17 protein-coding genes are annotated in these 20,579 nt (G+C 66.9%); 4 read left to right on the top strand and 13 right to left on the bottom strand.

Annotated elements, in window-relative coordinates; genetic code table 11:
- The 7 genes from V6M37_RS03935 to V6M37_RS03905 form a co-directional block, all read right to left on the bottom strand.
- Positions 1 to 666 (bottom strand): TonB-dependent receptor (locus V6M37_RS03935; protein WP_332671196.1); only part of this gene is annotated, 666 nt, incomplete at its 3' end.
- Positions 656 to 1,111, bottom strand: coding sequence for a copper chaperone PCu(A)C (locus V6M37_RS03930; protein WP_332671194.1), 456 nt, complete (start codon positions 1,109 to 1,111; stop codon positions 656 to 658). The genes V6M37_RS03930 and V6M37_RS03935, both read right to left, overlap by 11 nt.
- 188 nt (positions 1,112 to 1,299) lie before the next feature.
- On the bottom strand, positions 1,300 to 1,695 hold the full coding sequence (locus V6M37_RS03925) for a DUF2946 domain-containing protein (RefSeq protein WP_332671193.1): 396 nt from the start codon (positions 1,693 to 1,695) through the stop codon (positions 1,300 to 1,302).
- A 142-nt stretch (positions 1,696 to 1,837) separates the two neighbouring features.
- The gene (gene purL / locus V6M37_RS03920; RefSeq protein ID WP_332671191.1) at positions 1,838 to 5,770 is read right to left on the bottom strand and encodes a phosphoribosylformylglycinamidine synthase; all 3,933 of its coding nucleotides are present in this window, start codon (positions 5,768 to 5,770) and stop codon (positions 1,838 to 1,840) included.
- 326 nt (positions 5,771 to 6,096) lie between these two features.
- The gene (locus tag V6M37_RS03915; protein ID WP_332671189.1) at positions 6,097 to 6,528 is read right to left on the bottom strand and encodes a bactofilin family protein; all 432 of its coding nucleotides are present in this window, start codon (positions 6,526 to 6,528) and stop codon (positions 6,097 to 6,099) included.
- 40 nt (positions 6,529 to 6,568) lie between these two features.
- Positions 6,569 to 6,925 carry a hypothetical protein gene (locus V6M37_RS03910; protein WP_332671188.1) on the bottom strand — a complete coding sequence of 119 codons (357 nt, stop codon included), beginning with the start codon at positions 6,923 to 6,925 and terminating at the stop codon, positions 6,569 to 6,571.
- An 18-nt stretch (positions 6,926 to 6,943) separates the two neighbouring features.
- Positions 6,944 to 7,954, bottom strand: a complete 1,011-nt coding sequence (locus tag V6M37_RS03905; RefSeq protein WP_332671186.1) for a M23 family metallopeptidase — start codon at positions 7,952 to 7,954, stop codon at positions 6,944 to 6,946.
- 293 nt (positions 7,955 to 8,247) lie between these two features.
- Here V6M37_RS03905 and V6M37_RS03900 point away from each other — a divergent pair, with 293 nt between their 5' ends.
- Positions 8,248 to 10,317, top strand: a complete 2,070-nt coding sequence (locus V6M37_RS03900; protein WP_332671185.1) for an NADPH-dependent 2,4-dienoyl-CoA reductase — start codon at positions 8,248 to 8,250, stop codon at positions 10,315 to 10,317.
- A gap of 148 nt (positions 10,318 to 10,465) precedes the next feature.
- On the opposite strand, the gene V6M37_RS03895 is transcribed toward V6M37_RS03900, so the two are convergent.
- The 3 genes from V6M37_RS03895 to ppsA form a co-directional block, all read right to left on the bottom strand.
- Complete coding sequence (locus tag V6M37_RS03895) at positions 10,466 to 10,678, bottom strand: hypothetical protein (protein ID WP_332671184.1); 213 nt, start codon at positions 10,676 to 10,678, stop codon at positions 10,466 to 10,468.
- A gap of 122 nt (positions 10,679 to 10,800) precedes the next feature.
- Positions 10,801 to 11,184, bottom strand: coding sequence for a pyridoxamine 5'-phosphate oxidase family protein (locus V6M37_RS03890; protein ID WP_332671182.1), 384 nt, complete (start codon positions 11,182 to 11,184; stop codon positions 10,801 to 10,803).
- Between the two features lie 190 nt (positions 11,185 to 11,374).
- A complete protein-coding gene (ppsA, locus tag V6M37_RS03885; RefSeq protein WP_332671180.1) occupies positions 11,375 to 13,741 on the bottom strand; it encodes a phosphoenolpyruvate synthase in 2,367 nt (788 codons plus the stop codon).
- A 108-nt stretch (positions 13,742 to 13,849) separates the two neighbouring features.
- Between ppsA and ppsR the strand changes: the two genes are divergently transcribed.
- From ppsR to msrB, 3 genes are read left to right on the top strand one after another with little or no spacing between them, the layout of a single operon-like run.
- On the top strand, positions 13,850 to 14,683 hold the full coding sequence (gene ppsR, locus V6M37_RS03880) for a posphoenolpyruvate synthetase regulatory kinase/phosphorylase PpsR (RefSeq protein ID WP_332671179.1): 834 nt from the start codon (positions 13,850 to 13,852) through the stop codon (positions 14,681 to 14,683).
- A 38-nt stretch (positions 14,684 to 14,721) separates the two neighbouring features.
- Positions 14,722 to 15,894 (top strand): DUF2863 family protein, encoded by a 1,173-nt coding sequence (locus tag V6M37_RS03875; RefSeq protein WP_332671178.1) that lies wholly within the window; start codon positions 14,722 to 14,724, stop codon positions 15,892 to 15,894.
- 35 nt (positions 15,895 to 15,929) lie between these two features.
- Positions 15,930 to 16,337: a peptide-methionine (R)-S-oxide reductase MsrB gene (gene msrB, locus V6M37_RS03870; RefSeq protein WP_332671176.1), complete on the top strand. Its 408-nt coding sequence runs from the start codon at positions 15,930 to 15,932 to the stop codon at positions 16,335 to 16,337.
- Positions 16,338 to 16,380: 43 nt separating this feature from the next.
- On the opposite strand, the gene V6M37_RS03865 is transcribed toward msrB, so the two are convergent.
- The 3 genes from V6M37_RS03865 to V6M37_RS03855 form a co-directional block, all read right to left on the bottom strand.
- Positions 16,381 to 17,073: a DUF599 domain-containing protein gene (locus tag V6M37_RS03865; protein WP_332671174.1), complete on the bottom strand. Its 693-nt coding sequence runs from the start codon at positions 17,071 to 17,073 to the stop codon at positions 16,381 to 16,383.
- A 25-nt stretch (positions 17,074 to 17,098) separates the two neighbouring features.
- On the bottom strand, positions 17,099 to 18,010 hold the full coding sequence (locus V6M37_RS03860; RefSeq protein WP_332671173.1) for an alpha/beta fold hydrolase: 912 nt from the start codon (positions 18,008 to 18,010) through the stop codon (positions 17,099 to 17,101).
- 166 nt (positions 18,011 to 18,176) lie between these two features.
- Positions 18,177 to 20,525 carry a DNA internalization-related competence protein ComEC/Rec2 gene (locus V6M37_RS03855; protein ID WP_332671172.1) on the bottom strand — a complete coding sequence of 783 codons (2,349 nt, stop codon included), beginning with the start codon at positions 20,523 to 20,525 and terminating at the stop codon, positions 18,177 to 18,179.
- Between the last annotated feature and the right edge of the window lie 54 nt (positions 20,526 to 20,579).

Here is a 20,579-nt window from a genome sequence, read left to right as displayed (position 1 = left end):
GAAATGATCCCAGCGCAGCGTGCCGCTCTTGCGGTCGTACCCGGTGTCGTCGCGCCAGCCGTCGGTCTTCGTCAGGTTGAGGTCGCCCCGCCAGCCGCCGTTTTCATAGCCGTTCCCGCCGCTGACGAGCGCCCGCTTCCACCCGTGCTCGCCGATCTCGACCGAGGCGGCGGCCTCGGGCTTCGTCGGCGGCGTGCGTGTGAGCACATTGACGACACCACCGATCGCATCCGATCCATACAGCGCCGACGAGGGCCCGCGGTTGACTTCGATGCCGCCCGCCTGTGGAACGTTGATCTCGTAGAGCGCGTTGTGGTTGAAGAATCCGGTCGAGCGCGACGGGATGCCGTCCTCGAGGAACAGGTATACCGGCGCCGTTGTGAATGGCTGACGGATCGCCGTCGTGTGCCCTTCGCCATTCGTCACCGCGACGGACGCCCCCGGGATCTGACTGAGCACCTGCGCCGGGTGCGAGGGCTTGTCCGCCGCTAGGTCCGCGCCCTTCACCGATCCGACCGAAGCCGGCGTCTCGACGAGTCGCGCCGCCTCGCGGGTCGCGGTCACCGTGACCTCCTCGAGGATGCTTTCCGCGTCCGCCGCGATGGCGCTGCCGGCGGTGCACGTCGCTGAAAGCACCGCGAGGACGCGCAGCCGCTCAATGCCCATGATCGACTCCGTGCACGGTGTTGAGGGGTCGCACCGGGGCGGAAACCTCGACCGATTCCCGCTTGCCGTCCTTGCCCTCGACGACGAGCACGACCGGCACGGTTTCTCCCTCGACCATCGGTCGCTGCAGGTCGAACAGCATGATGTGATGCGCCCCCGGTTTCAGCTCGACCGCGGTGCCGGCCGGGAGTTCGACGGCGGCGACGGGGCGCATCTTCATCACGTCGTTCTGCATCGCCATCTCGTGGATCTCGACCTTTCCGGCGACCGGACTGCTTGCCGACACGACGCGCGCATCCCGCGCCGAGGTGATGCGCATGAACGCGCCGGTGACTTTCTGCTGCGGGACGGTCGCCCGCACCCAGGGATCGTCGATCTTCACCTGTGCGAACCCGGGACCCGCGAGGAAGGCGAACGACAGCGCGATTGCAGTGAGCTTCTTCATGATTGGTGCTCCATCCGTTAGGAAGGTAGGCGAAGCGTCCGGTACGAATGCCGCGGCGAGCACCGCCCCCGACAGGGACGACAGTGCGCAAACGGTCCGGTTCGTGCCGGAGGCTGTGGCGGAACTTCGCGAATTGCGGTTCGATGCGCGGCAGCCGCGCCCGGGAAGGACGCGATGACCCGCGCGGCTCAAACGTGCCGAAGCGGTGGAGCGCGAGGTTGCGCCGCCGCCCAGACGAAAAGCGGACGCGGCGCGTAGAAGAAGAGGGACGGGAAGGGGGCGGAGCCGCCGCTCAGCGCGAAAGGCGGGAGCGGCGAAGACGGAAGCGCGGGAAGATTGGCGTGGGTCGCGCAGAACGGGCAGCGTTCAGCGGGAAAAAGGCTGGCGTCACCGCTCTTGCCGTGGCCCGCCGCATCGTCGACGGCGACCATCTTCATGCCGGCGACCGTGCACACCTGGACCGTCCGTTTGCCATTGCCCGGCTGCGACAGCGCGTGGCTCAGCGTCGGCGCGAGCGCACCGAGCAGGATCGCGAACATCGCGATCCAGGCTGTCACGCTGTGGGTCGAGCGTCTGAATGACATCGAAAGTCGGGCTGCTGGCTCGGTCGATGGGCTGCCCCGATTCTAGCGGGCGAGGATCGCAAACCCTTGACCGCAGTCAAGGGCCGAAATCCGCACGGCCCGCATCGTGCGCGCCGCGGTCGACCCGCGACAACCGCAGCACTCAATCGAGCCAGCGGCGCGCATTGCGGAACATCCGCATCCACGGCGAATCCTCGCCGGCTTCGGGGGAATGCCAGCTCATCTGCACGGTGCGCGCCGTGCGCTCCGGGTGCGGCATCATGATCGTGAAACGTCCGTCCGGGGTCGTGAAACCAGTCAGCCCGCCGGCCGACCCGTTCGGATTGAACGGGTACGCCGTCGCGGGCGCGCCATGGTTGTCGATGTGCCGGACCGCGGCGAGCACCCGGGCGGCGTCGGCTTCGGCGCGGAAGACCGCCCTGCCCTCGCCGTGGCTGACGACGATCGGCATCCGGCTGCCGCTCATCCCGGCGAACAGGATCGACGGACTGTCGAGCACTTCCGCCATCACGAAGCGCGCTTCGAACTGCTCGCTGCGGTTGCGGTGGAAGGTCGGCCAATGCTCGGCGCCGGGAATGATCGCCGCGAGGTGCGCCATCATCTGGCAGCCGTTGCAGACGCCGAGCGCGAAAGTGTCGCCGCGGCAGAAAAAGGCCTCGAACTGCTCGCGCAGCGCCGCGTTGAAAAGGATCGACTTCGCCCACCCCTGCCCCGCCCCGAGCACGTCGCCATACGAGAAACCGCCGCAGGCCGCGAGACCGTGAAATTCGCCCAGCTGATAGCGCCCGGCCTGGAGGTCCGACATATGCACGTCGTACGGCGCGAAGCCCGCGCGCTCGAAGGCCGCGGCCATCTCGGTCTGCGAATTGACGCCCTGCTCGCGCAGGATCGCGATCTTTGGCCGGCTGCCGCTCGCGATCATCGGCGCGATGATGTCGTCCGCCGGGTCGAACGTCAGCGACATGCTCAGGCCCGGGTTCGTCGTGTCCGCGAGCGCGTCGAACTCCTCCTTCGCGCAATCGGCGTCGTCACGCAGGCGCGCGATGCGGTAGCTCGTCTCGGACCATACCTGCAGCAATTCTGCGCGCGGCTCGTTGAAGACGAGCTTCGCGTTGCGCCAGAAGCGGATCTCGTCCTTCGCGTTCGGCTCGCCGAGGAAGTGGTAGGTGATGCCCGCCTCGCGCAGCGGCGCGGTCACGCGCGCACGATCCTCGCGCCGGATCTGGACGACCGCGCCCAGCTCCTCCGCGAACAGCCCGCCGAAGAGGCGGTCGTTCAGGCGGCCCTTGATCGTGTCCGGCTTCTTGTCGAGGCCGTCGACGTCGTTCATGTACTGGTCGTAGCAAACGGTGTCGAGCACGACCGACAGGCCGCATTTCGATGCAAACGCCATTTCGCACAGCGTCGCGAAGAGGCCACCGTCGCTGCGGTCGTGATACGCGAGCAGCAGATCGTCGCGGCGGAACTGCTGGATCAGCGCGAAGAACTTCGCGAGCTGCGCCGCATCGACGTCCGGCGCGTGCTCGGCGACCGAGCCGAACACCTGCGCGAGCGCGGAGCCGCCGAGGCGGTTCCGGTCGTTGCCGAGGTCGATCAGCATCAGCTCGGTCTCGACGCCTTCCCGGAACTGCAGCTGGGGCGTCAGCGTGCGGCGGATGTCGCCGACCGGCGCGAACGACGTGACGATCAGCGACAAGGGCGCGACGACCTGGCGGTCCTGCCCCGCGTCCTGCCATGCGGTCTTCATCGACAGCGAATCCTTGCCGACCGGGATCGCGAGGCCCGCCTGCCGGCAGAACTGCGACACCGCGCTGACGGTGTCGAAGAGCTTCGCGTCCTCGCCGCGGTGACCGGCCGCGGCCATCCAATTTGCGGACAGCTTCACGCAGCCGAGGTCGGCGATCTCTGCCGCGGCGATGTTCGTGATCGCCTCGCCGACCGCCATCCGGCCGGACGCCGGCGCGTCGAGGCACGCGAGCGGCGTGCGCTCGCCCATCGCGAACGCTTCGCCCTGGTAGCCGTGGAAGCTCATCGCGGTGACCGCGACGTCGGCGACCGGCACCTGCCACGGGCCGACCATCTGGTCTCGCGCCGTCAGGCCACCGACCGAGCGGTCGCCGATCGTGATCAAAAAGCTCTTGCTCGCGACCGTCGGCAGCCGCAGCACGCGCAGGCAGGCCTCCTTGAGGTCGATGTCGGTGACGTCGAACGGCGGCACGTGCACCGCGCGACGCGACACGTTGCGCGTCATCTTCGGCGGCTTGCCGAGGAGCACCTGCATTTCCATGTCGACGGGCTTGTTGCCGAAATGGCGGTCGCCGACCGTCAGGTGCCCGTCGGCGGTCGCCTCGCCGACGACCGCGAACGGGCAGCGCTCGCGTTCGCAGATCGCGCGGAACGCGTCGAGGCTCTCCGGCGCGATCGCGAGGACGTAGCGCTCCTGCGACTCGTTGCTCCAGATCTCGCGCGGGCTCATGCCCGGCTCCTCGATATGCACTTCGCGCAGCTCGAAATGCGCGCCGAGGCCAGCGGAGTCCGCGAGCTCGGGCATTGCGTTCGACAGGCCCCCCGCGCCGACGTCGTGGATCGAAAGGATCGGGTTCGCGTCGCCGCGCTGCCAGCACGCGTCGATGACTTCCTGGCAACGGCGCTGGATCTCGGGGTTGCCACGCTGCACCGACGCGAAGTCGAGGTCGGCGGTGTTCGTGCCGGTCGTCATGCTCGACGCTGCGCCGCCGCCGAGGCCGATCAGCATTCCGGGGCCGCCGAGCTGGATCAGCAGCGTACCGGGCGCGAACCGGATCTTGTGCGACTGCTGCCCCTGGATGCTGCCGAGACCGCCGGCGATCATGATCGGCTTGTGGTAGCCGCGCACCTCACCCTGCACTTCCTGCTCGAAGCTGCGGAAATAGCCGGCGAGGTTCGGACGTCCGAACTCGTTGTTGAACGCGGCGCCGCCGATCGGGCCTTCGATCATGATGTCGAGCGCCGACGCGATGCGGTCTGGCTTGCCGTAAGGCTTCTCCCACGGCTGCCCGAATTCGGGGATGTTCAGGTTCGACACCGAGAAGCCCGTGAGGCCCGCCTTCGGCTTCGAGCCGCGGCCGGTCGCGCCCTCGTCGCGGATCTCGCCGCCGGCGCCGGTCGCGGCACCCGGAAATGGCGAGATCGCGGTCGGATGGTTGTGCGTCTCGACTTTCGCGAGGATGTGCGTTTCCTCCTCATGGAAGCGCCATTGACCATCCGCATCCGCGTAGAACCGATCGATCGTCGCGCCTTCGATCACCGACGCGTTGTCCGAGTACGCGACGACGGTGCCTTCCGGGTGCGCCTTGTGCGTCTCGCGGATCATGCCGAACAGCGTCTTGTCCATCGTGCGCGCGTCGATGACCCAGTCAGCGTTGAAGATCTTGTGACGGCAGTGCTCGGAGTTCGCCTGCGCGAACATCATCAGCTCGACGTCCGTCGGGTTGCGCGCGGTGCGGGTGAAGTTCTCGACGAGGTAGTCGATTTCGTCATCCGACAGCGCGAGACCCAGTTCGGCATTTGCGGCGACGAGCGCGTCCCGCCCACCGCCGAGCAGGTCGATCGACGTCAGCGGCGTCGGCTCGTAATGGTAGAACAGCGCGTCGGCGGCTTCGACGGTGGGCAGCACCGACTCGGTCATGCGGTCATGCAGCAGCGGCAACACGGCCGGGAGCTGGCGGTCGTCGAGCCCGCCTTTCGCGTCGAGCGAATAGGCGACACCGCGTTCGATCCGCGTGACTTTGTCGAAACCGCATTGACGCGCGATGTCCGTCGCCTTCGACGACCACGGCGAAATCGTCCCGAGCCGCGGGACGACGAGCAACTGCATGCCGGCCGGCGCCTGCGCCGAAGCCGGCACCGCGCCGAGCAGGTCGACGAGACGGGCGTGCTCGTCCAGCGACAGCGGCGCCGTGAGTTCGACGACGTACCAGTGCTCGGCCGCGAGCGCCCTCAGTTTCGGCAGCGCCGCGGCGACGCTTCGGAAGAGCCGTTCCTGGCGGGAAGAAGAGAGCGCCACGGCGCCGCGCAGCTTGAGAATTTCGGCCATTTGTCAGGTGCGAAGGTAAGGAAGAGGTGAGCGGCGTCCGCTCGTCGGAAGCGCGAAATTATACCCGACGACCGCAGCTCCGCCCGCAGCCTTCCCCTCCGGGCCATTGGACTGCGATTCGGCGCCGTTCGCCCCGCGAATTCGGCGCCGGTCGAAGTGAGTCGCAGGCGAAGACCGACGTCGAGACTTCCCGAACGAACGTCGGACATCGCTTCGCTGAGTCCGACCCACGATCGGCATCGAGGCCCATGCAAATCCGCCGTAGGTCAGCGTGAGCCGAAAGGCGAAGGCCGACGCGGAGGCTCCGGAAGCCGTGAACGCCGGACTCAGTCTGCCCGGCCCACCTGCGGGTTCACGACCGGCAGGTCGATGACCTTCTTGTCCGGCGCGGGCTCTTCGGCTTGCTCGAGCCGCCCCTCGACGACGGCGCCGCAGTCCATCTGCAACTGGCGGTAGGTGATATTGCCCGCGACGCGGGCGTTGTCCTGCAGTTCGAGGAAATGCTCGACTTCGAGATCGCCCGCGATCAGGCCGTTGATCACCGCGTCGTAAGCGCGCACGCGACCGGTGATCGAACCCTTGTCACTGAGCACCAGCAGGCTGCGCCCGCCGACCTTGCCGAGGACGTTGCCCTCAATCTTTCCGTCGACCCTCAACCCGCCGGAAAACAGCACGTCTCCGACGATCTCGAGGTTGTCGGAAATCAGGCTGGAGAGCTTCGTTACTTCGATCGCCTTGTTTCGCTTGCGTCCGAACATGTCGTCACCTTCCGGAAATACGTCTTCGGCCGCGGCCCGTTCAGCGGGCCGGCTTTCCTGCCGACTTGACGAACGCCAGCTCTTCCCGTGTCTGCTTGAGGACTTCGTCGAGGCTCGTCACCTGGCGTTCGAGTTCGCTGCGGGTCGCCAGTTCGACGTCGAGTTCGAGGCGGACCTTCTTCAAGGCGTCGCGCAATTCGCGCGCTTCGACCTGCGCGTCGGTCAGGAATGCCGCGGGCGCGTGTTCCTGCAGATATCCGAATCCGGCGACCGAAACGAGCAACAGCACCGGGACCGTGCTCGCGAACAGCAGCTTGCGTCGGTGCGAGCGCGGCGAGGCGACGACGTAGTCGTCGCGGGTCAGCTGGCGGTGGTCGAAACGGCGACGGGCGGCCATAGGGTCGGAAGCGGCAAGTCAGAAGCGAGCGAGGTAAAAAGCCGGATCCACGACGAAATCGTCCTTGAAGATCTCGAAGTGAAGATGCGGGCCGGTGGAGCGGCCGGTCGATCCGACATCGGCGACCCGCTGCCCCGGCATCACGACCTGCCCGACCTTGACGTGAAGTTTCGATGCATGGGCGTAGCGCGTCGCGAGACCGCCGCCATGATCGATTTCGACGGTATTGCCATACTCCGCGCGATAACCCGCGAACGTGACCCGGCCGCCGGCGCTCGCCGTGATCGGCGTCCCCCTCGGGGACGGATAATCGACGCCGCTGTGGAACGCGGAGCGCTTCCGGAACGGGTCGATGCGATTGCCGAAAGTCGACGAGATGTCGACGTCCGACACCGGCGCGCGTCCCGGAAAGAACATCTGCGCGAGCTTGTACTCGGTCGCCGCCTTGTCGATGCGCGCGAACTTCAGGCCCAGCCGGCCGACGTCGCGCTCCAACTGCGACAGACCGTCGGACAACGGGTCCGCGATCTCGCTGTCGGCGCCATCCGGCGACGGGCCGGCCGGCACCGGCTCCGTCAGTCGGGGTCGGGCCGGCACGGCCTGCGGCACGCCGACCGGCGCGAGCAGCGGTCCGCCGGCAGACGTCGCGAGCGGCGTTTTCGCTACCCGTCCCGCCTTGGCGGCGTCCGCGACGTCTTCATTGATGCGCGCCTCGAATTCCTTGATCGCGCCGATCCGCGCGGCGAGATTCGCCGCCTCGGCTTCGAGCTGCACCATCCGGCCCGACAGCTCGCCGAAACGGTCGATCAGCAGGCGCCCTTCGGGGTGTTGCGGGTCGACCGAAACGGTTCCGATCACGACCGTCCCGCTGTCCTTCATCGCCTGGCTGGTGATGCCGTAGCCGAGCGCAAACCCGGCCGCGAGCGTCGTCAGCAGGACACCGAGCGCAACCCCTAGGAAGGTGCGTACGCTGAAGGTGCGCATTTTCGACTGCGTCAGCGTGCCGGCGGAAAGAATGACGAAAGCCATCCTTGTCCTCCATGTTCTGAGCGGATACGCCGCGTAGGGCGCCGTATCCGGGAGATATGAAACAGGCTTCCGGCGAATTTTCAATTGCACAAATTCAAATCGCCGGAACAAAAAGCTCGCGGAGTCTAACACCAAAGCCCGGCGCTCATGCAACTTCGTTGCAACCCATTACGGGCTGTCCCGCCCGCCGGCGAGCGTTTGGCCGTCCGCCGGAACACGTTCTATCATCGCCGACGATACATACGCTTCCGTACGTCGAAGACCGTACGAACGAACAGAAAAGGAGACCCCTAATGCCCCGCTCCGTCCCGGCGCCGTCGTCCGACCCGAACGCCGCCCTCCGCGCCGCCGCGCCCTACCCGCACCTCCTCGAACCCCTCGACCTCGGCTTCTGTACCTTGAAGAACCGGGTGCTGATGGGCTCGATGCACACCGGCCTCGAGGAATCCGGCAACGGCTTCGCGAAGCTCGCCGCGTTCTACGCGCGCCGCGCGCGCGGCGGAGTGGGATTGATCATTACCGGCGGAATCGCGCCGAACGCGGACGGCGCGATCTTCCCCGGCGCATCCGTGCTGTCCGGCGAGGAAGACCTCCCGCATCACCGCCTGATTACCGACGCGGTGCATGCGGAAGACGGGAAGATCTGCATGCAGATCCTGCACACCGGCCGCTACGCGTACCACCGCGGTTCGGTTGCGCCGTCGGCGCTGAAGGCGCCGATCTCGCCGGTGACGCCGCGTGAAATGACCGAGGACGACATCGAGCGCACGATCGAGGATTACGCGCGCTGCGCGGCGCTCGCGAAAAGCGCGGGCTATGACGGCGTCGAGATCATGGGGTCCGAAGGCTACCTGATCAACGAATTCACCGTCCCGCACACGAACCACCGCAGCGACCGCTGGGGCGGCGACGTCGAGAACCGCCATCGCCTTCCGCTCGAGATCGTCGGCCGCGTGCGCGAACGCGTCGGCGACGACTTCATCGTCATCTATCGCCTGTCGATGCTCGACCTCGTCGACGGCGGCGCGCCGTGGGAAGAGATCGTTGCCCTCGCGAAAGCGGTCGAAGCCGCGGGCGCGACGCTGATCAACACCGGGGTCGGCTGGCACGAAGCCCGCATTCCGACGATCGCGGCGATGGTGCCGCGCGCCGCATTCGGCTGGATCACGCGCAGGATGAAAGGCGAAGTCGGCATTCCGCTAATCACGTCGAACCGCATCAACACCCCGGAAGTCGCCGAGGAGGTGCTCGCGCGCGGGGACGCCGACATGGTGTCGATGGCGCGGCCCTTCCTCGCCGATCCGGACTTCGTCGTCAAGGCGGCGGCCTCGCGGAGCGACGAAATCAATACCTGCATCGCGTGCAACCAAGCCTGCCTCGACCACATCTTCGAAGCCAAGCCCTGCACCTGTCTCGTCAATCCGGTCGCGTGCCGCGAAACCGAGTTCGTCATCTCGCCGGCGACCTCGAAGAAGCGCGTCGCGGTCGTCGGCGCGGGTCCGGCGGGCATGGCGGCGGCGGCGACCGCGGCCGAACGCGGCCACGCAGTCACGCTGTTCGAAAGCGCGCCCGAAATCGGCGGCCAGTTCAACCTCGCACGACGCATCCCGGGGAAGGAGGAATTCGCCGAGACGCTGCGCTACTTCCGCCATCGGCTCGACAAGGCTGGCGTCGACATCCGGCTGAACCACCGTGTCCGCACCGACGACCTCGCCGGACGCTTCGACACCGTGCTGCTTGCGACCGGGATCTCGCCGCGCACGCCGGACATCCCCGGCATCGCCCATCCCAAGGTCGCGAGTTACCTCGACGTGATCACCGGCAGGAAGCCCGTCGGCCGCAAGGTCGCCGTGATCGGCGCGGGCGGCATCGGCTTCGATGTCAGCGAATTTCTCACGCACGTCGACCTCGCCGACGACCCCGTCGAGCACTACCGCCGCGAATGGGGGATCGACGCGACCTACGCGCGCCGCGGCGGACTGTGCCCGCCTGCCGAGGAAGAACGTCCGCGGCAACTGTGGCTGCTGCAGCGCAAGCCGACGAAGGTCGGCGAAGGGCTCGCGAAGACCACCGGCTGGATCCGTCGCACGCTGCTTGCGCGGCGCGGCGTGAACATGCTGGCGGGGGTTCGGTACGACAGGATCGATGACGCCGGCCTGCACCTGACGGTCGGCGGCGAATCGCGACTGCTGGCGGTCGACACGGTGGTCATTTGCGCCGGGCAGGACCCGCTTCGCGACCTCGAGGTGCCGCTGCGCGCCGCCGGCATGCCGGTCGTCCTCATCGGCGGCGCGGATGTCGCGGCCGAACTCGACGCGAAGCGCGCGATCGACCAGGGAACGCGCGTCGCGGCCGCGCTCTGAGACGTCATCGCGATACCCAGGGCCACCGGGCGCGCTGACCATCGCAGGCAGCACCACGGCGGCGACGGCCGCCGCATTCGGCAGGGGGATACTCCAAACCTCGACGTCTTGCCGGCTCGGCGCGGGCGGCGCCCGCGCCGCCGAACCTTCAGAACGGCAAGCGCCGCTTGGGCGAGGCCGGTGCCGGTTTCTTGGCGGTCGCGGCTGCCGCCTTCACCGGCTTACGCGGCAGGTTCATCTCATCGCGGGCGAAGCGGACCTTGCCTTCGAGCACGCATCCGCGCATGCCCGGCGAACAGACCGCGCCGCGCACCCGCTGGCAGACGTTATCGAGATCGTGCGGACAACTCCAAGAACTCATGACTTCATTCCTCGACCTTCCAACCGGGCTTTCGCCCCGCTTGCCGCGCGCCGTTCGGCGTGGCTCGAATGCTTCGACCGGTGCCGCGGCGGATCCTGCTCGCCCGGGATTTCCGCACCCGTCTAGAGCTGCATCTCGACACTGTCCACGGTGACGACAAGCGCGCCGCGTGCCCACGGGAAAGCCGCTTTCGCGCGATCGGCGAACTCGCCGTCGGTCTGAATCTCGGCCTCGCCTCGCAGAACACATCCCTGCCCCGGTCCGTGGCCACCTTGAACCGACCTCGATGCGACCAGGACCTGAACCCGATTGTTCCGGCTGAGGTTTTCCTCGGTCCTGCGATAGTAGCCCGCCGGAAGCACGAGACGATCGCCGGAAACGCCGAGCCGGCGGAGGTAGTCGCCCCAATTGCCGACGACGTGCGGGCCATCGCTCCCTTCGGTCACCAAAGCCAGGAACTCCGTCTTGTCCAGCAGTTCCCGTGTCACCACATCGATTGCACTCATTTCCTGTCCTCTTCGGGCTCTACTGCTTTTGTCCAAATCGATTTGTTTGTCGAATATCCGTCGTTGTCGCGCCGGCGTATTTGATTCCCCTCAAGGCAAAGCTCGCGGGCAGCGTTTCGCCCGTCGCGACGCGCCGGCGCACAAAAAAAACGGCGACCGAAGCCGCCGTTGCTGCACATGCAGTCGCTCGTCAGCGCTTCGCGTGCGCGGCGAGCTTCAGCCACGTGTCGACGACGGTGTCGGGGTTCAGCGAGATCGTCTGGATCCCCTCGTCCATCAGCCACTCGGCGAAGTCCGCATGGTCCGACGGGCCTTGTCCGCAAATGCCGACATACTTGCCGAGCCGGTTGGCCGACTGGATCGCCATCGACAAGAGCTGCTTGACCGCCGGGTCGCGCTCGTCGAAGGCATGCGCCACGAGGCCGGAGTCGCGGTCGAGGCCGAGCGTGAGCTGCGTCAGGTCGTTCGAACCGATCGAGAAGCCCTCGAAGTGCTCGAGGAACTGGTCCGCGAGCAGCGCGTTCGACGGGATCTCGCACATCATGATCAGCTTGAGGTCGTTCGTGCCGCGCTTGAGACCGTGCTCGCCGAGCAGATCGACGACGCCCTTGGCCTCTTCGACATTGCGCACGAACGGCACCATGATCTGCACGTTCGTCAGGCCGAGTTCGTTCCTGACCTTCTTCATCGCGATGCATTCGAGCTCGAAGCAGTCGCGGAAGCTGTGCGCGATGTAGCGCGACGCACCGCGGAAGCCGAGCATCGGGTTCTCTTCCTCGGGCTCGTAGATCTCGCCACCGAGGAGCTTGCGGTACTCGTTCGACTTGAAGTCCGACATCCGCACGATCACGGGCTTCGGATAGAACGCCGCGGCGATCGTCGCGACCCCTTCGACGAGCTTCTCGATGAAGAATTGCTTCGGCGTCGCGTAGCCGCGCGAGCGGCGCAGGATCTCGTCGCGCAGGCTCGCCGGCACCTGGCCGAGTTCGAGGATCGCCTTCGGGTGGATGCCGATCATGTTGTTGATGACGAACTCGAGGCGCGCGAGGCCGACGCCGCCGTTCGGAATCTGCGCGAACTCGAACGCGAGTTCGGGATTGCCGACGTTCATCATGATTTTGACCGGAATCTCGGGCAGGTTGCCCATGTCGGTCGAGACGACCTCGAATTCGAGGCGACCGCGATAGACATAACCGGTGTCGCCTTCGGCGCAGGACACCGTCACCGAATCGCCCTCTTCGAGCACTTCGGTCGCATTGCCACAGCCGACGATCGCCGGAATGCCGAGCTCGCGAGCGATGATCGCCGCGTGGCACGTGCGGCCGCCCCGGTTCGTGACGATCGCGCTGGCGCGCTTCATCACCGGCTCCCAGTTCGGGTCGGTCATGTCGGTGACGAGGACGTCGCCGGTCTGCACGCGGCTCATCTCGGACGCGTCCTTGACGATGCGCACCGTGCCCGCCCCGATCTTCTGGCCGATAGCGCGGCCGTGCGTCAGCGCCTTGCCGTACTGCTTCAGGCGGTATTTCTCCATCACGAGGCCGTTCGACTGGCTCTTCACCGTCTCGGGCCGCGCCTGCAGGATGTACAGCTTGCCGTCCTCGCCGTCCTTGCCCCACTCGATGTCCATCGGGCGGCCGTAATGCTTTTCGATGACGACCGCGTAGCGCGCGAGTTCGAGGACGTCTTCGTTCGTCAGCGAGAACTTCACGCGATCGGCGTCGGGCACGTCGACGGTGCGCACCGACTTGCCGGCCTCCTTCTTGTCCGCGAACACCATCTTGATCAGCTTCGAACCGAGATTGCGGCGGATCACGGCCGGCTTGCCCAGCGCGAGCGTCGGCTTATGGACGTAGAACTCGTCCGGGTTCACCGCGCCCTGCACGACCGTCTCGCCGAGCCCGTAGGACGCGGTGATGAACACGACGTCCTTGAAGCCGGATTCCGTGTCGATCGTGAACATCACGCCGGACGCGCCGGTGTCCGAGCGGACCATGCGCTGCACGCCTGCCGACAGCGCGACTTCGGCGTGCGTGAACCCTTTGTGCACCCGGTACGCAATCGCGCGGTCGTTGTACAGCGACGCGAACACTTCCTTCATCGCGTGCAGGATGTTCTCGTAGCCGTGGATGTTCAGGAACGTTTCCTGCTGGCCGGCGAACGACGCGTCGGGCAGGTCCTCGGCCGTCGCCGACGAACGCACCGCGAAACTGCCCTCGCCTTCGGCGGTCAGCGCGTTGTACGCGGCGTGGATCTCGTCTTCGAGTTTCGCGGGGAAAGGCGTCTCGATGACCCACTGGCGAATGCGCGCACCGGTCTTCGCCAGCGTGTCCACGTCATCTACGTCAAGCGCGTCAAGCGCCGCCCGGATGCGCTCCGCCAATCCCTGGTGAGCCAGAAACTCGCGGAACGCCTCGGCGGTGGTCGCGAAACCACCGGGAACCCGTACGCTCGCGGGCAACTGGCTGATCATCTCGCCGAGCGAGGCGTTCTTGCCACCGACCTGCTCCACGTCAGTCATGCGCAGTTCGGTGAAGGGAATGACGTAGCGAGTCATGAATAGCCTTCCGATTTTGTTGGGGAGAAAGCAAAATGCGATTTTAACGAGAAATGCTGCTCTGCCGCACGGCACGTTTTCCCCAATGCGACTTTTTTGGCCGTCACCATGAGCGAAAGCCCGATTCGCACCGTCTTCTTCATCTCCGACGGCACCGGCATCACGGCCGAAACGCTCGGCCACAGCCTGCTCGCGCAGTTTCCGACCGGGCGGTTCCGGCAGGTCCGGATCCCCTTCGTCGATGATCTCGACAAGGCGATCGACTGCGCGCGCCAGATCCGCGAAACCGCTGCGAACGACGGCGTGCGCCCGATCGTCTTCAGCACACTTGTCAATCCGGATCCTCTGAGCGGCCTGCGGGAAGTCGACGCGCTGTTCGTCGACCTGTTCGAACAGTTCATCGTCCCGCTCGAAGCCGAACTCGGCGAACGCTCGACCCACACGGTCGGGCGGTTCCACGGCATCGCCGAAAGCAGCGACTACAAGGCACGCATCGAGGCGATCAATTTCGCGATGTCCCACGACGACGGCGTGTCGACCGACGGCGAGCTGGTCGATGCCGACGTCGTTCTTGTCGGCGTCTCCCGGTCGGGCAAGACGCCGACAAGCCTGTACCTCGCGATGCAGTTCGGCGTGAAGGCGGCGAATTATCCGCTGATCCCGGAAGATTTCGAGCGCAACAAGCTCCCGGGCGAGTTGCATCGTCACCGGAACAAGCTCTTCGGCCTGACGATCGCCCCCGAACGGCTGTCCCAGATCCGCCAGGAGCGCCGGCCGAACAGCCGTTACGCGTCGATCGAAAACTGCCGCTTCGAGATCGAGGCGGCGCACAAGCTGATGCGACGCGAGAACATCCAGTGGCTCGATTCCACCACGAAGTCGATCGAGGAAATATCGGCTACCATCCTCCAGGCCGTGCGGCTGAACCGCCCCGGCTATTGAATCCGCATCCGTCTGCCGCATCCTCACCAGGAATCCCGATGAAGAGAACCCGCCAAAAGCGCCGCGGTGGCCTCGGCCGCGAGGCCGAACAACTGATCTGGCTCGCCACCGGCCTCGCCGAGTCGGGCAGCCGCGCCGAAGATCGCTACTGGGACCAGCACATCAGCACCGCGATCGACCGTGTCCTCGAAGACGGCGACGAGGACACCCTGAACGCTGCGCTAGACCATCTCTACAGCGCCGAACCGCGCGGCTACGACGAGCTCGCCGATTTCATCGAATCCCGCGCCGAGAGTGCGCCCCGCGTCTCGCCCGACCACGATGTGCTGCTGATCGCCGCACCGGTGCTCGCGTGGTCTCGTTACCGCATTCCGACGACGACGATTTCGCCGGCGGTTCTCGCGAACCTGCGGGTGCATCTGCAGGCGCACGTCCTCGCCGACGGCGTTAAGCTCGCGCTCGCCGATTTTCTCTTCAGCCCGGACCAGTTGCCGCAGGGTTACTGCCCGACCGCCGGTTTCGCCGCCGACCTCGGGCGCGCCGCGATCGCCGGGCGCGACTTGCGAATTGAGGCCGGCGACCTGCCCGAAACCGCTCAGTTCCTGTCCGACACCCGCTACCTGCTGGCCGCGATCGTCGCACCGAAAGGCGAGCCGCTGTTCCGCTGGCAGCAGGCGGACGGTTCACGCGACCAGGCGCTGACGCAGTGGCGCAAACAGGGCGGCGCGTGCCTCGCGCCGCTGCTGCCCGGCTGCGCGATGGAAGTCGTGCTGCCCGAAGCCTACTTCGCCGCGAGCCGTCAGGCTGACAAGGACAGCCGCCCCTACTCGATCCGCGCGTCCGTTGCCTTTCTCGGCGCGGAACTCGAAACCCCGGCGGCGAACCTGCGCGCGGTCATCGCACCATTCCACGAACGCGAACTCGAGGAATACCGCGTAGGGCTTACGCTGCGCGACAAGGACGAGGTCGTGCACGGCGTCGTCTGGCCGCTGCTCGGCGCCGAGGACGAGACATCCGACAGTCCGGCCGAAATCGAGGCGGTGCTGCGCGACTGCGGCGTCACCGACATCGTGAACCTCGAGCACCGTTTTCCGCTCGAATACTGCGACGACTGCGGCGCCCCGCTCTACCCCTCTCCCGAGGGCGAAGTCGTGCATGCCGAAATGCCCGAAGGCGAGCACGGCGAGCCGGCGCCCCGGCACCTGCACTGAATGCGGGCCGCCACGGTCGAAGCGAGGAGCCGCCGATGAACCGCAAGATCGAGAAACCCGACGCCGAGTGGCGCGGGCAACTGACGCCGGCCCAGTACCACGTGACGCGCGAAAAAGGCACCGAGCGCGCCTTTACCGGCGAGTACTGGGACCACTGGGAAAAAGGCGAATACCGCTGCATCGCCTGCGGCGCCGAGTTGTTCGATTCGGAGGACAAGTTCGACGCCGGCTGCGGGTGGCCGAGCTTCTCGGCCGCGGCCGCACCGGAAAACGTCGAAACCGCCGAGGACAACAGTCACTTCATGCATCGCACCGAGGTGCTGTGCCACCAATGCGGCGCGCATCTCGGACACGTCTTCGAGGACGGCCCGCAGCCGACCGGACTGCGGTACTGCATCAACTCCGCGTCGATCCAGTTCGACCCCGAAAACCCGGGGAAGTAGGCACGAGGGGCGCCGATGTTCGTCGGCGCAGGTCTGTCGAGCCTCAGCCGGGGTCGCGCGTGCCGTCCGAGAGTGAAGTCAGGATCGACGACGAAAAATCGCGGCGATAAAGCACGATCACGACGACCGTCGTCACCGCGATGAACAGCCACGGCTGGATGAACCACGCCACCGCAGCGATGCCGAAGTAATACGCGCGGATGCCGCGGTTGAACTCGTCGCCGGCGAGCGAGTTCGCCGTCGCGAGCCGCTTGACGATCGCCTCGTCGCTCTGTCCCGAACGTACCCACGGGCTCGCCCCAATCAGGATCGACAGCAGATTGAACTGCCGCAGCGACCACGTGAACTTGAAATAGGCGACAACGAACACCGTCAGCAGCACGAGCAGCTTCACTTCCGACAGCGCTCGCGAGGATTCGCGCGCGAACGGCAGATCGGCCGCGAAGCGGATCACCTGATCGAGCGCACCGAGCACCGCCAACAGGCCGGCGATGATGTAGATCGTCGTGCTGGCGTAAAACGACACGCTCTGCATCAGATTGCCGACCAGCGCCGCGTCGGTCATCCGCAACTCGCGCTGCACGAGCTGGCGCGCCCATTCGAGCCGGTAGAGATGGCTGACCCCCATCAGACCCGCCCGCGCCCACCGGCTGTGCTCGGAGAACCAGCCGTATCCGACCCATGCCAGCAGAAACCAGCACAGCGCGAGCCAGTCCGACGCCGAAACTGTCGCCATCAAGGCTTCCATCGCGCGCCCCACGTCAACGCTCGTAGAGGAAGTCCCGCACGACCGCGATCTGCGCGTCGTCCATCAGCACCGGCGCGTGACCGACGCCGGGAATTTCAACGGTGCGAGCCTGCGGGCCGGTCTTCGCCATCATCGCGACGGTCTCCGCCTCGAGCAGGTCCGATTCCGCGCCCCGGATGACCAGTGTCGGACAGCGGACCGCGTTGTAGGCGTCCCAGAGATCGACGTCGGTGACGATCGGCGTGGTGCGGAAGACGTCGCCGATACCGGGGTCGTAGACCATCGCGAAGCCGCCCTCGACCGGCCGCACCGAATACTGCGTCAAATGTCGCCACTGCGCGTCGCTCAGCGCTCCGAACGGCGCGCTCGCCTCGCGGATCCACGCTTCCGCTGCCGCCATTGTCGGGAATTTCGGCGCTCGGCCGACGTATTCACCGATCCGCTGCAGCGAAACGGCGGTGACGATCGGGCCCACATCGTTCAGCACGAGCCGCGAGACCGGCGTATGCGGCAATCCCGCGAGCAGCATGCCGATGATTCCGCCCATCGACGTACCGAGCCAGTGCACCGTGTCCGCGTCGAGCCGTGCGAGCAGCGTGACCATGTCGGAGACGTAGAGCGGGAAGCCGTAGTCGGTCTTCACGCCGAGCCAGTCGCTGCGCCCGCGACCGACGACGTCGGGACAGACGACGCGATACTCGTCAGCCAGCGCCTGTGCGAGAAAATCGAAATCCCGCCCGTTGCGCGTCAGGCCGTGGGCGCAGACGAGCACCTTGCGATGGGTCGGGCGGCCCCATTCCGTGTACGCCATGCGGTGCAATCCGTGCGGCCCGACGCATTGCACCGACTTCTCGCGGAGTCCATGAGACGGCCGGGTCGCCGGCGGCGCGGGGAACAGGCGGCGGAGGGTGTCGAGCAGGCTCATGGCACTCCGAAAGCGGACGGGGAGCCCGAGTGTAGCAGCGCGAATGCGGACGGTCTGCCCCGCCCGCCGTCGCAACACGCCTGCATGAACCTTCTCGGCCCCGCCGTTTGCTCCGCTCACCGACGCAGCAGAACGGTACGAAGTCGCATCCCGCCGACGTCGGACCTCAGTGCCCGTGCCAGTAACGCGCGTCGAGCATCCGCTGTGCGCTCGTACGCACGCCGTCGGCCGTCACATCGATACGCACCGCTCCCTGGCTGTCGGTGCGCCAGGGGCGTGCCCCGGACGCGTCCCAGCGTGCCCACACCGCCGGATGAGGATGTCGAAACGGATTGAGATTGCCGACGGAAAAGACCGCGACTTCCGCGCCGACCGCCTCGACGAACGCTGGGCTCGAGGACGAGCGGCTGCCGTGATGGGGCACGACGACGACGTCGCTCGCGAGCTTCGGGCCAGAGCGCGCGACGAGACTGCGCTCGGCGGAGCGCTCGATGTCGCCCGTGAGCAGCGCGGATGCTCCCGGTGCCACGATCTTCAGTACACACGACCCGTCATTGTCGCCTTGGGGTGGCCTGTCGGGCACGGGATGAAGGACCTCGAAGTCCACGCCGTCCCAACGCCACCGCTCCCCCGCCTGGCAAGGTAAGGCGGCGACAACGTCCAACTCGCGCACGCGGTCCTCGGGCAGATTGGACGTCACGCCGAGCACCCGCACGCCATCGAGCAGCGCACCCATGCCGCCGGTGTGATCGAGATCGTCGTGCGAGATAAGGAGCCGGTCGAGTCGCGTAATGCCGCTGGCCGCGAGATACGGAAGGATCACGCGGCTTCCCGCATCGGCGCCCGGCCCGTACGTCGGACCCGCGTCGTAGACGAGATCATGCTCCGCGGTCTGCACGTGCACCGCGAGACCGTGTCCGACGTCCAGCACCGTCACCCGGAACTCGCCTTCGGCCGGGCGCGGCGGCGACCAGGTCAGCATCGGCAACACCGCGAGCGCGCCGGCGTAACGCCCCGGCGTGCCACGCGGCAACATCAGCCAGGCGACTCCGATCACGCCGGCGGCGGCGAGCAGCGGGGGCGGCGCGGCCTGTTGCCACATCGCGAACGGCAACGCCCCAAGCCATTCGAGCGCCCCCATCATCAGCCCTGTGAGCCAGTGCGCGAGTTCGAGGATCGACGCGTGGGGCAACCCGATTGCGAGCAGCGCAAGCGGCGTGACGAGGAAGCTGACGAGCGGAATCGCTAACGCATTGGCGACCGGCGACACCAGCGAGAAGGCGTTGAACAGCACGAGCAACGCGGGGATCGTCGCAACGGTGATGCCGATCTGCGTGACGACCGCGGCGCGCCAGCCCGACGCCCGCTGCAGCCGCCCCGAGAGCAGGTAGAGGATGACTGCGACCGCGCCGAACGACAGCCAGAACCCGGCCGACAGCACCGCCCAGGGATCGACAATCAGCACGCCCAGCAACGCGGCCGCGATGACCCGGCTTCCGGCCGTCTCGCGCCCGAGCAGCATCGCCGCCGCAACCACCGCCAGCATGATCAGCGAGCGTTGCGTCGGAATCCCGAGGCCCGCGAGCAGTGCGTAGCCGGCCGCTACGGCGAGTCCCGCGACCGCCGCCGCCTTGCGCGCCGGACATCGCAGCGTCAGTCGCGGCACGCGCCGCCAGCACCAGCCGACGAGACCGCCGACCATCAAACCGGCGAGGGAGACGTGGAGCCCGGAGATGCTGACCAGGTGCGAGATGCCCGTCTTGCGGAACACCGTCCACTGCGCCTGGGGAATGCCGTTCTGATCGCCGATCGCGAGCGCAACGAGGACGCCGGCGTACTCCGCGTCCGGGAGGGTCGCAAGAAATCGCTCGCGGATCGATTCCCGCAGGCGATGGACGAAAACCATCGGGCCCTGTACGAGCGGATCGAGAAGAACGTTTTCCCGCTTCCCGCGCACGGACCCGGTCGCACGCGCGCCCCGCTCCAGCAGCCATGCCTCGTAATCGAACCCGTCCGGATTCGCGAAACCGTGCGGGCGCTTCAGTCGCACCGCGAGTTTCCATCGCTCGCCGGCATGGACGTCCGGCGGCTCGCCGCCGTCGTCCGTCTGCTCGCCCCGACGTCCTCTCGCACCGTACCAGGACAGCAGGATCCGCGGCGGAACCGGCTCGGCCGACGACTCGACACGCAGCACGAACCGCACACCTCCCTCCAGGCGCTGCGGCAGTTCGTCGACGACACCAATGACGACGACGTCGCGCCCTTCCAGGTGCATCGGCAACTCGTCGGACAACCGCAGATGTGCCCGCACCGCGGCCCATAGAATGCCGACCGCGAGGGCCAGCAGACAGACGACCGCCCTTCGCCGCCGGTCGGTTCGATCCACGCGAAGGACGACCATGCCGACCGCGATCGAAATCGACGATGCGATCAACATCCAACCCGGGCCCGGCAGGACAGGCAGCCGCTGGCACAGCCACACGCCGAGCGCGAAGGCGATGATTGACGTTCGCATAAACCGAATGATGCCTGCCGATGTGGAACCGCGACAAGGGCACGGGCGAATTTG

This window comes from Aromatoleum sp., assembly GCF_036675785.1.
Taxonomy (GTDB): domain Bacteria; phylum Pseudomonadota; class Gammaproteobacteria; order Burkholderiales; family Rhodocyclaceae; genus Aromatoleum.
This window is presented reverse-complemented; position numbering and strand designations above follow the sequence as displayed.

Bases quoted from the DNA above. Each gene is read 5' to 3' on its own strand.
- V6M37_RS03930 (WP_332671194.1), bottom strand. From the start codon at position 1,111: ATGAAGAAGCTCACTGCAATCGCGCTGTCGTTCGCCTTCCTCGCGGGT.
- V6M37_RS03925 (WP_332671193.1), bottom strand. From the start codon at position 1,695: ATGTCATTCAGACGCTCGACCCACAGCGTGACAGCCTGGATCGCGATG.
- purL (WP_332671191.1), bottom strand. From the start codon at position 5,770: ATGGCCGAAATTCTCAAGCTGCGCGGCGCCGTGGCGCTCTCTTCTTCC.
- V6M37_RS03915 (WP_332671189.1), bottom strand. From the start codon at position 6,528: ATGTTCGGACGCAAGCGAAACAAGGCGATCGAAGTAACGAAGCTCTCC.
- V6M37_RS03910 (WP_332671188.1), bottom strand. From the start codon at position 6,925: ATGGCCGCCCGTCGCCGTTTCGACCACCGCCAGCTGACCCGCGACGAC.
- V6M37_RS03905 (WP_332671186.1), bottom strand. From the start codon at position 7,954: ATGGCTTTCGTCATTCTTTCCGCCGGCACGCTGACGCAGTCGAAAATG.
- V6M37_RS03900 (WP_332671185.1), top strand. From the start codon at position 8,248: ATGCCCCGCTCCGTCCCGGCGCCGTCGTCCGACCCGAACGCCGCCCTC.
- V6M37_RS03895 (WP_332671184.1), bottom strand. From the start codon at position 10,678: ATGAGTTCTTGGAGTTGTCCGCACGATCTCGATAACGTCTGCCAGCGG.
- V6M37_RS03890 (WP_332671182.1), bottom strand. From the start codon at position 11,184: ATGAGTGCAATCGATGTGGTGACACGGGAACTGCTGGACAAGACGGAG.
- ppsA (WP_332671180.1), bottom strand. From the start codon at position 13,741: ATGACTCGCTACGTCATTCCCTTCACCGAACTGCGCATGACTGACGTG.
- ppsR (WP_332671179.1), top strand. From the start codon at position 13,850: ATGAGCGAAAGCCCGATTCGCACCGTCTTCTTCATCTCCGACGGCACC.
- V6M37_RS03875 (WP_332671178.1), top strand. From the start codon at position 14,722: ATGAAGAGAACCCGCCAAAAGCGCCGCGGTGGCCTCGGCCGCGAGGCC.
- msrB (WP_332671176.1), top strand. From the start codon at position 15,930: ATGAACCGCAAGATCGAGAAACCCGACGCCGAGTGGCGCGGGCAACTG.
- V6M37_RS03865 (WP_332671174.1), bottom strand. From the start codon at position 17,073: ATGGCGACAGTTTCGGCGTCGGACTGGCTCGCGCTGTGCTGGTTTCTG.
- V6M37_RS03860 (WP_332671173.1), bottom strand. From the start codon at position 18,010: ATGAGCCTGCTCGACACCCTCCGCCGCCTGTTCCCCGCGCCGCCGGCG.
- V6M37_RS03855 (WP_332671172.1), bottom strand. From the start codon at position 20,525: ATGCGAACGTCAATCATCGCCTTCGCGCTCGGCGTGTGGCTGTGCCAG.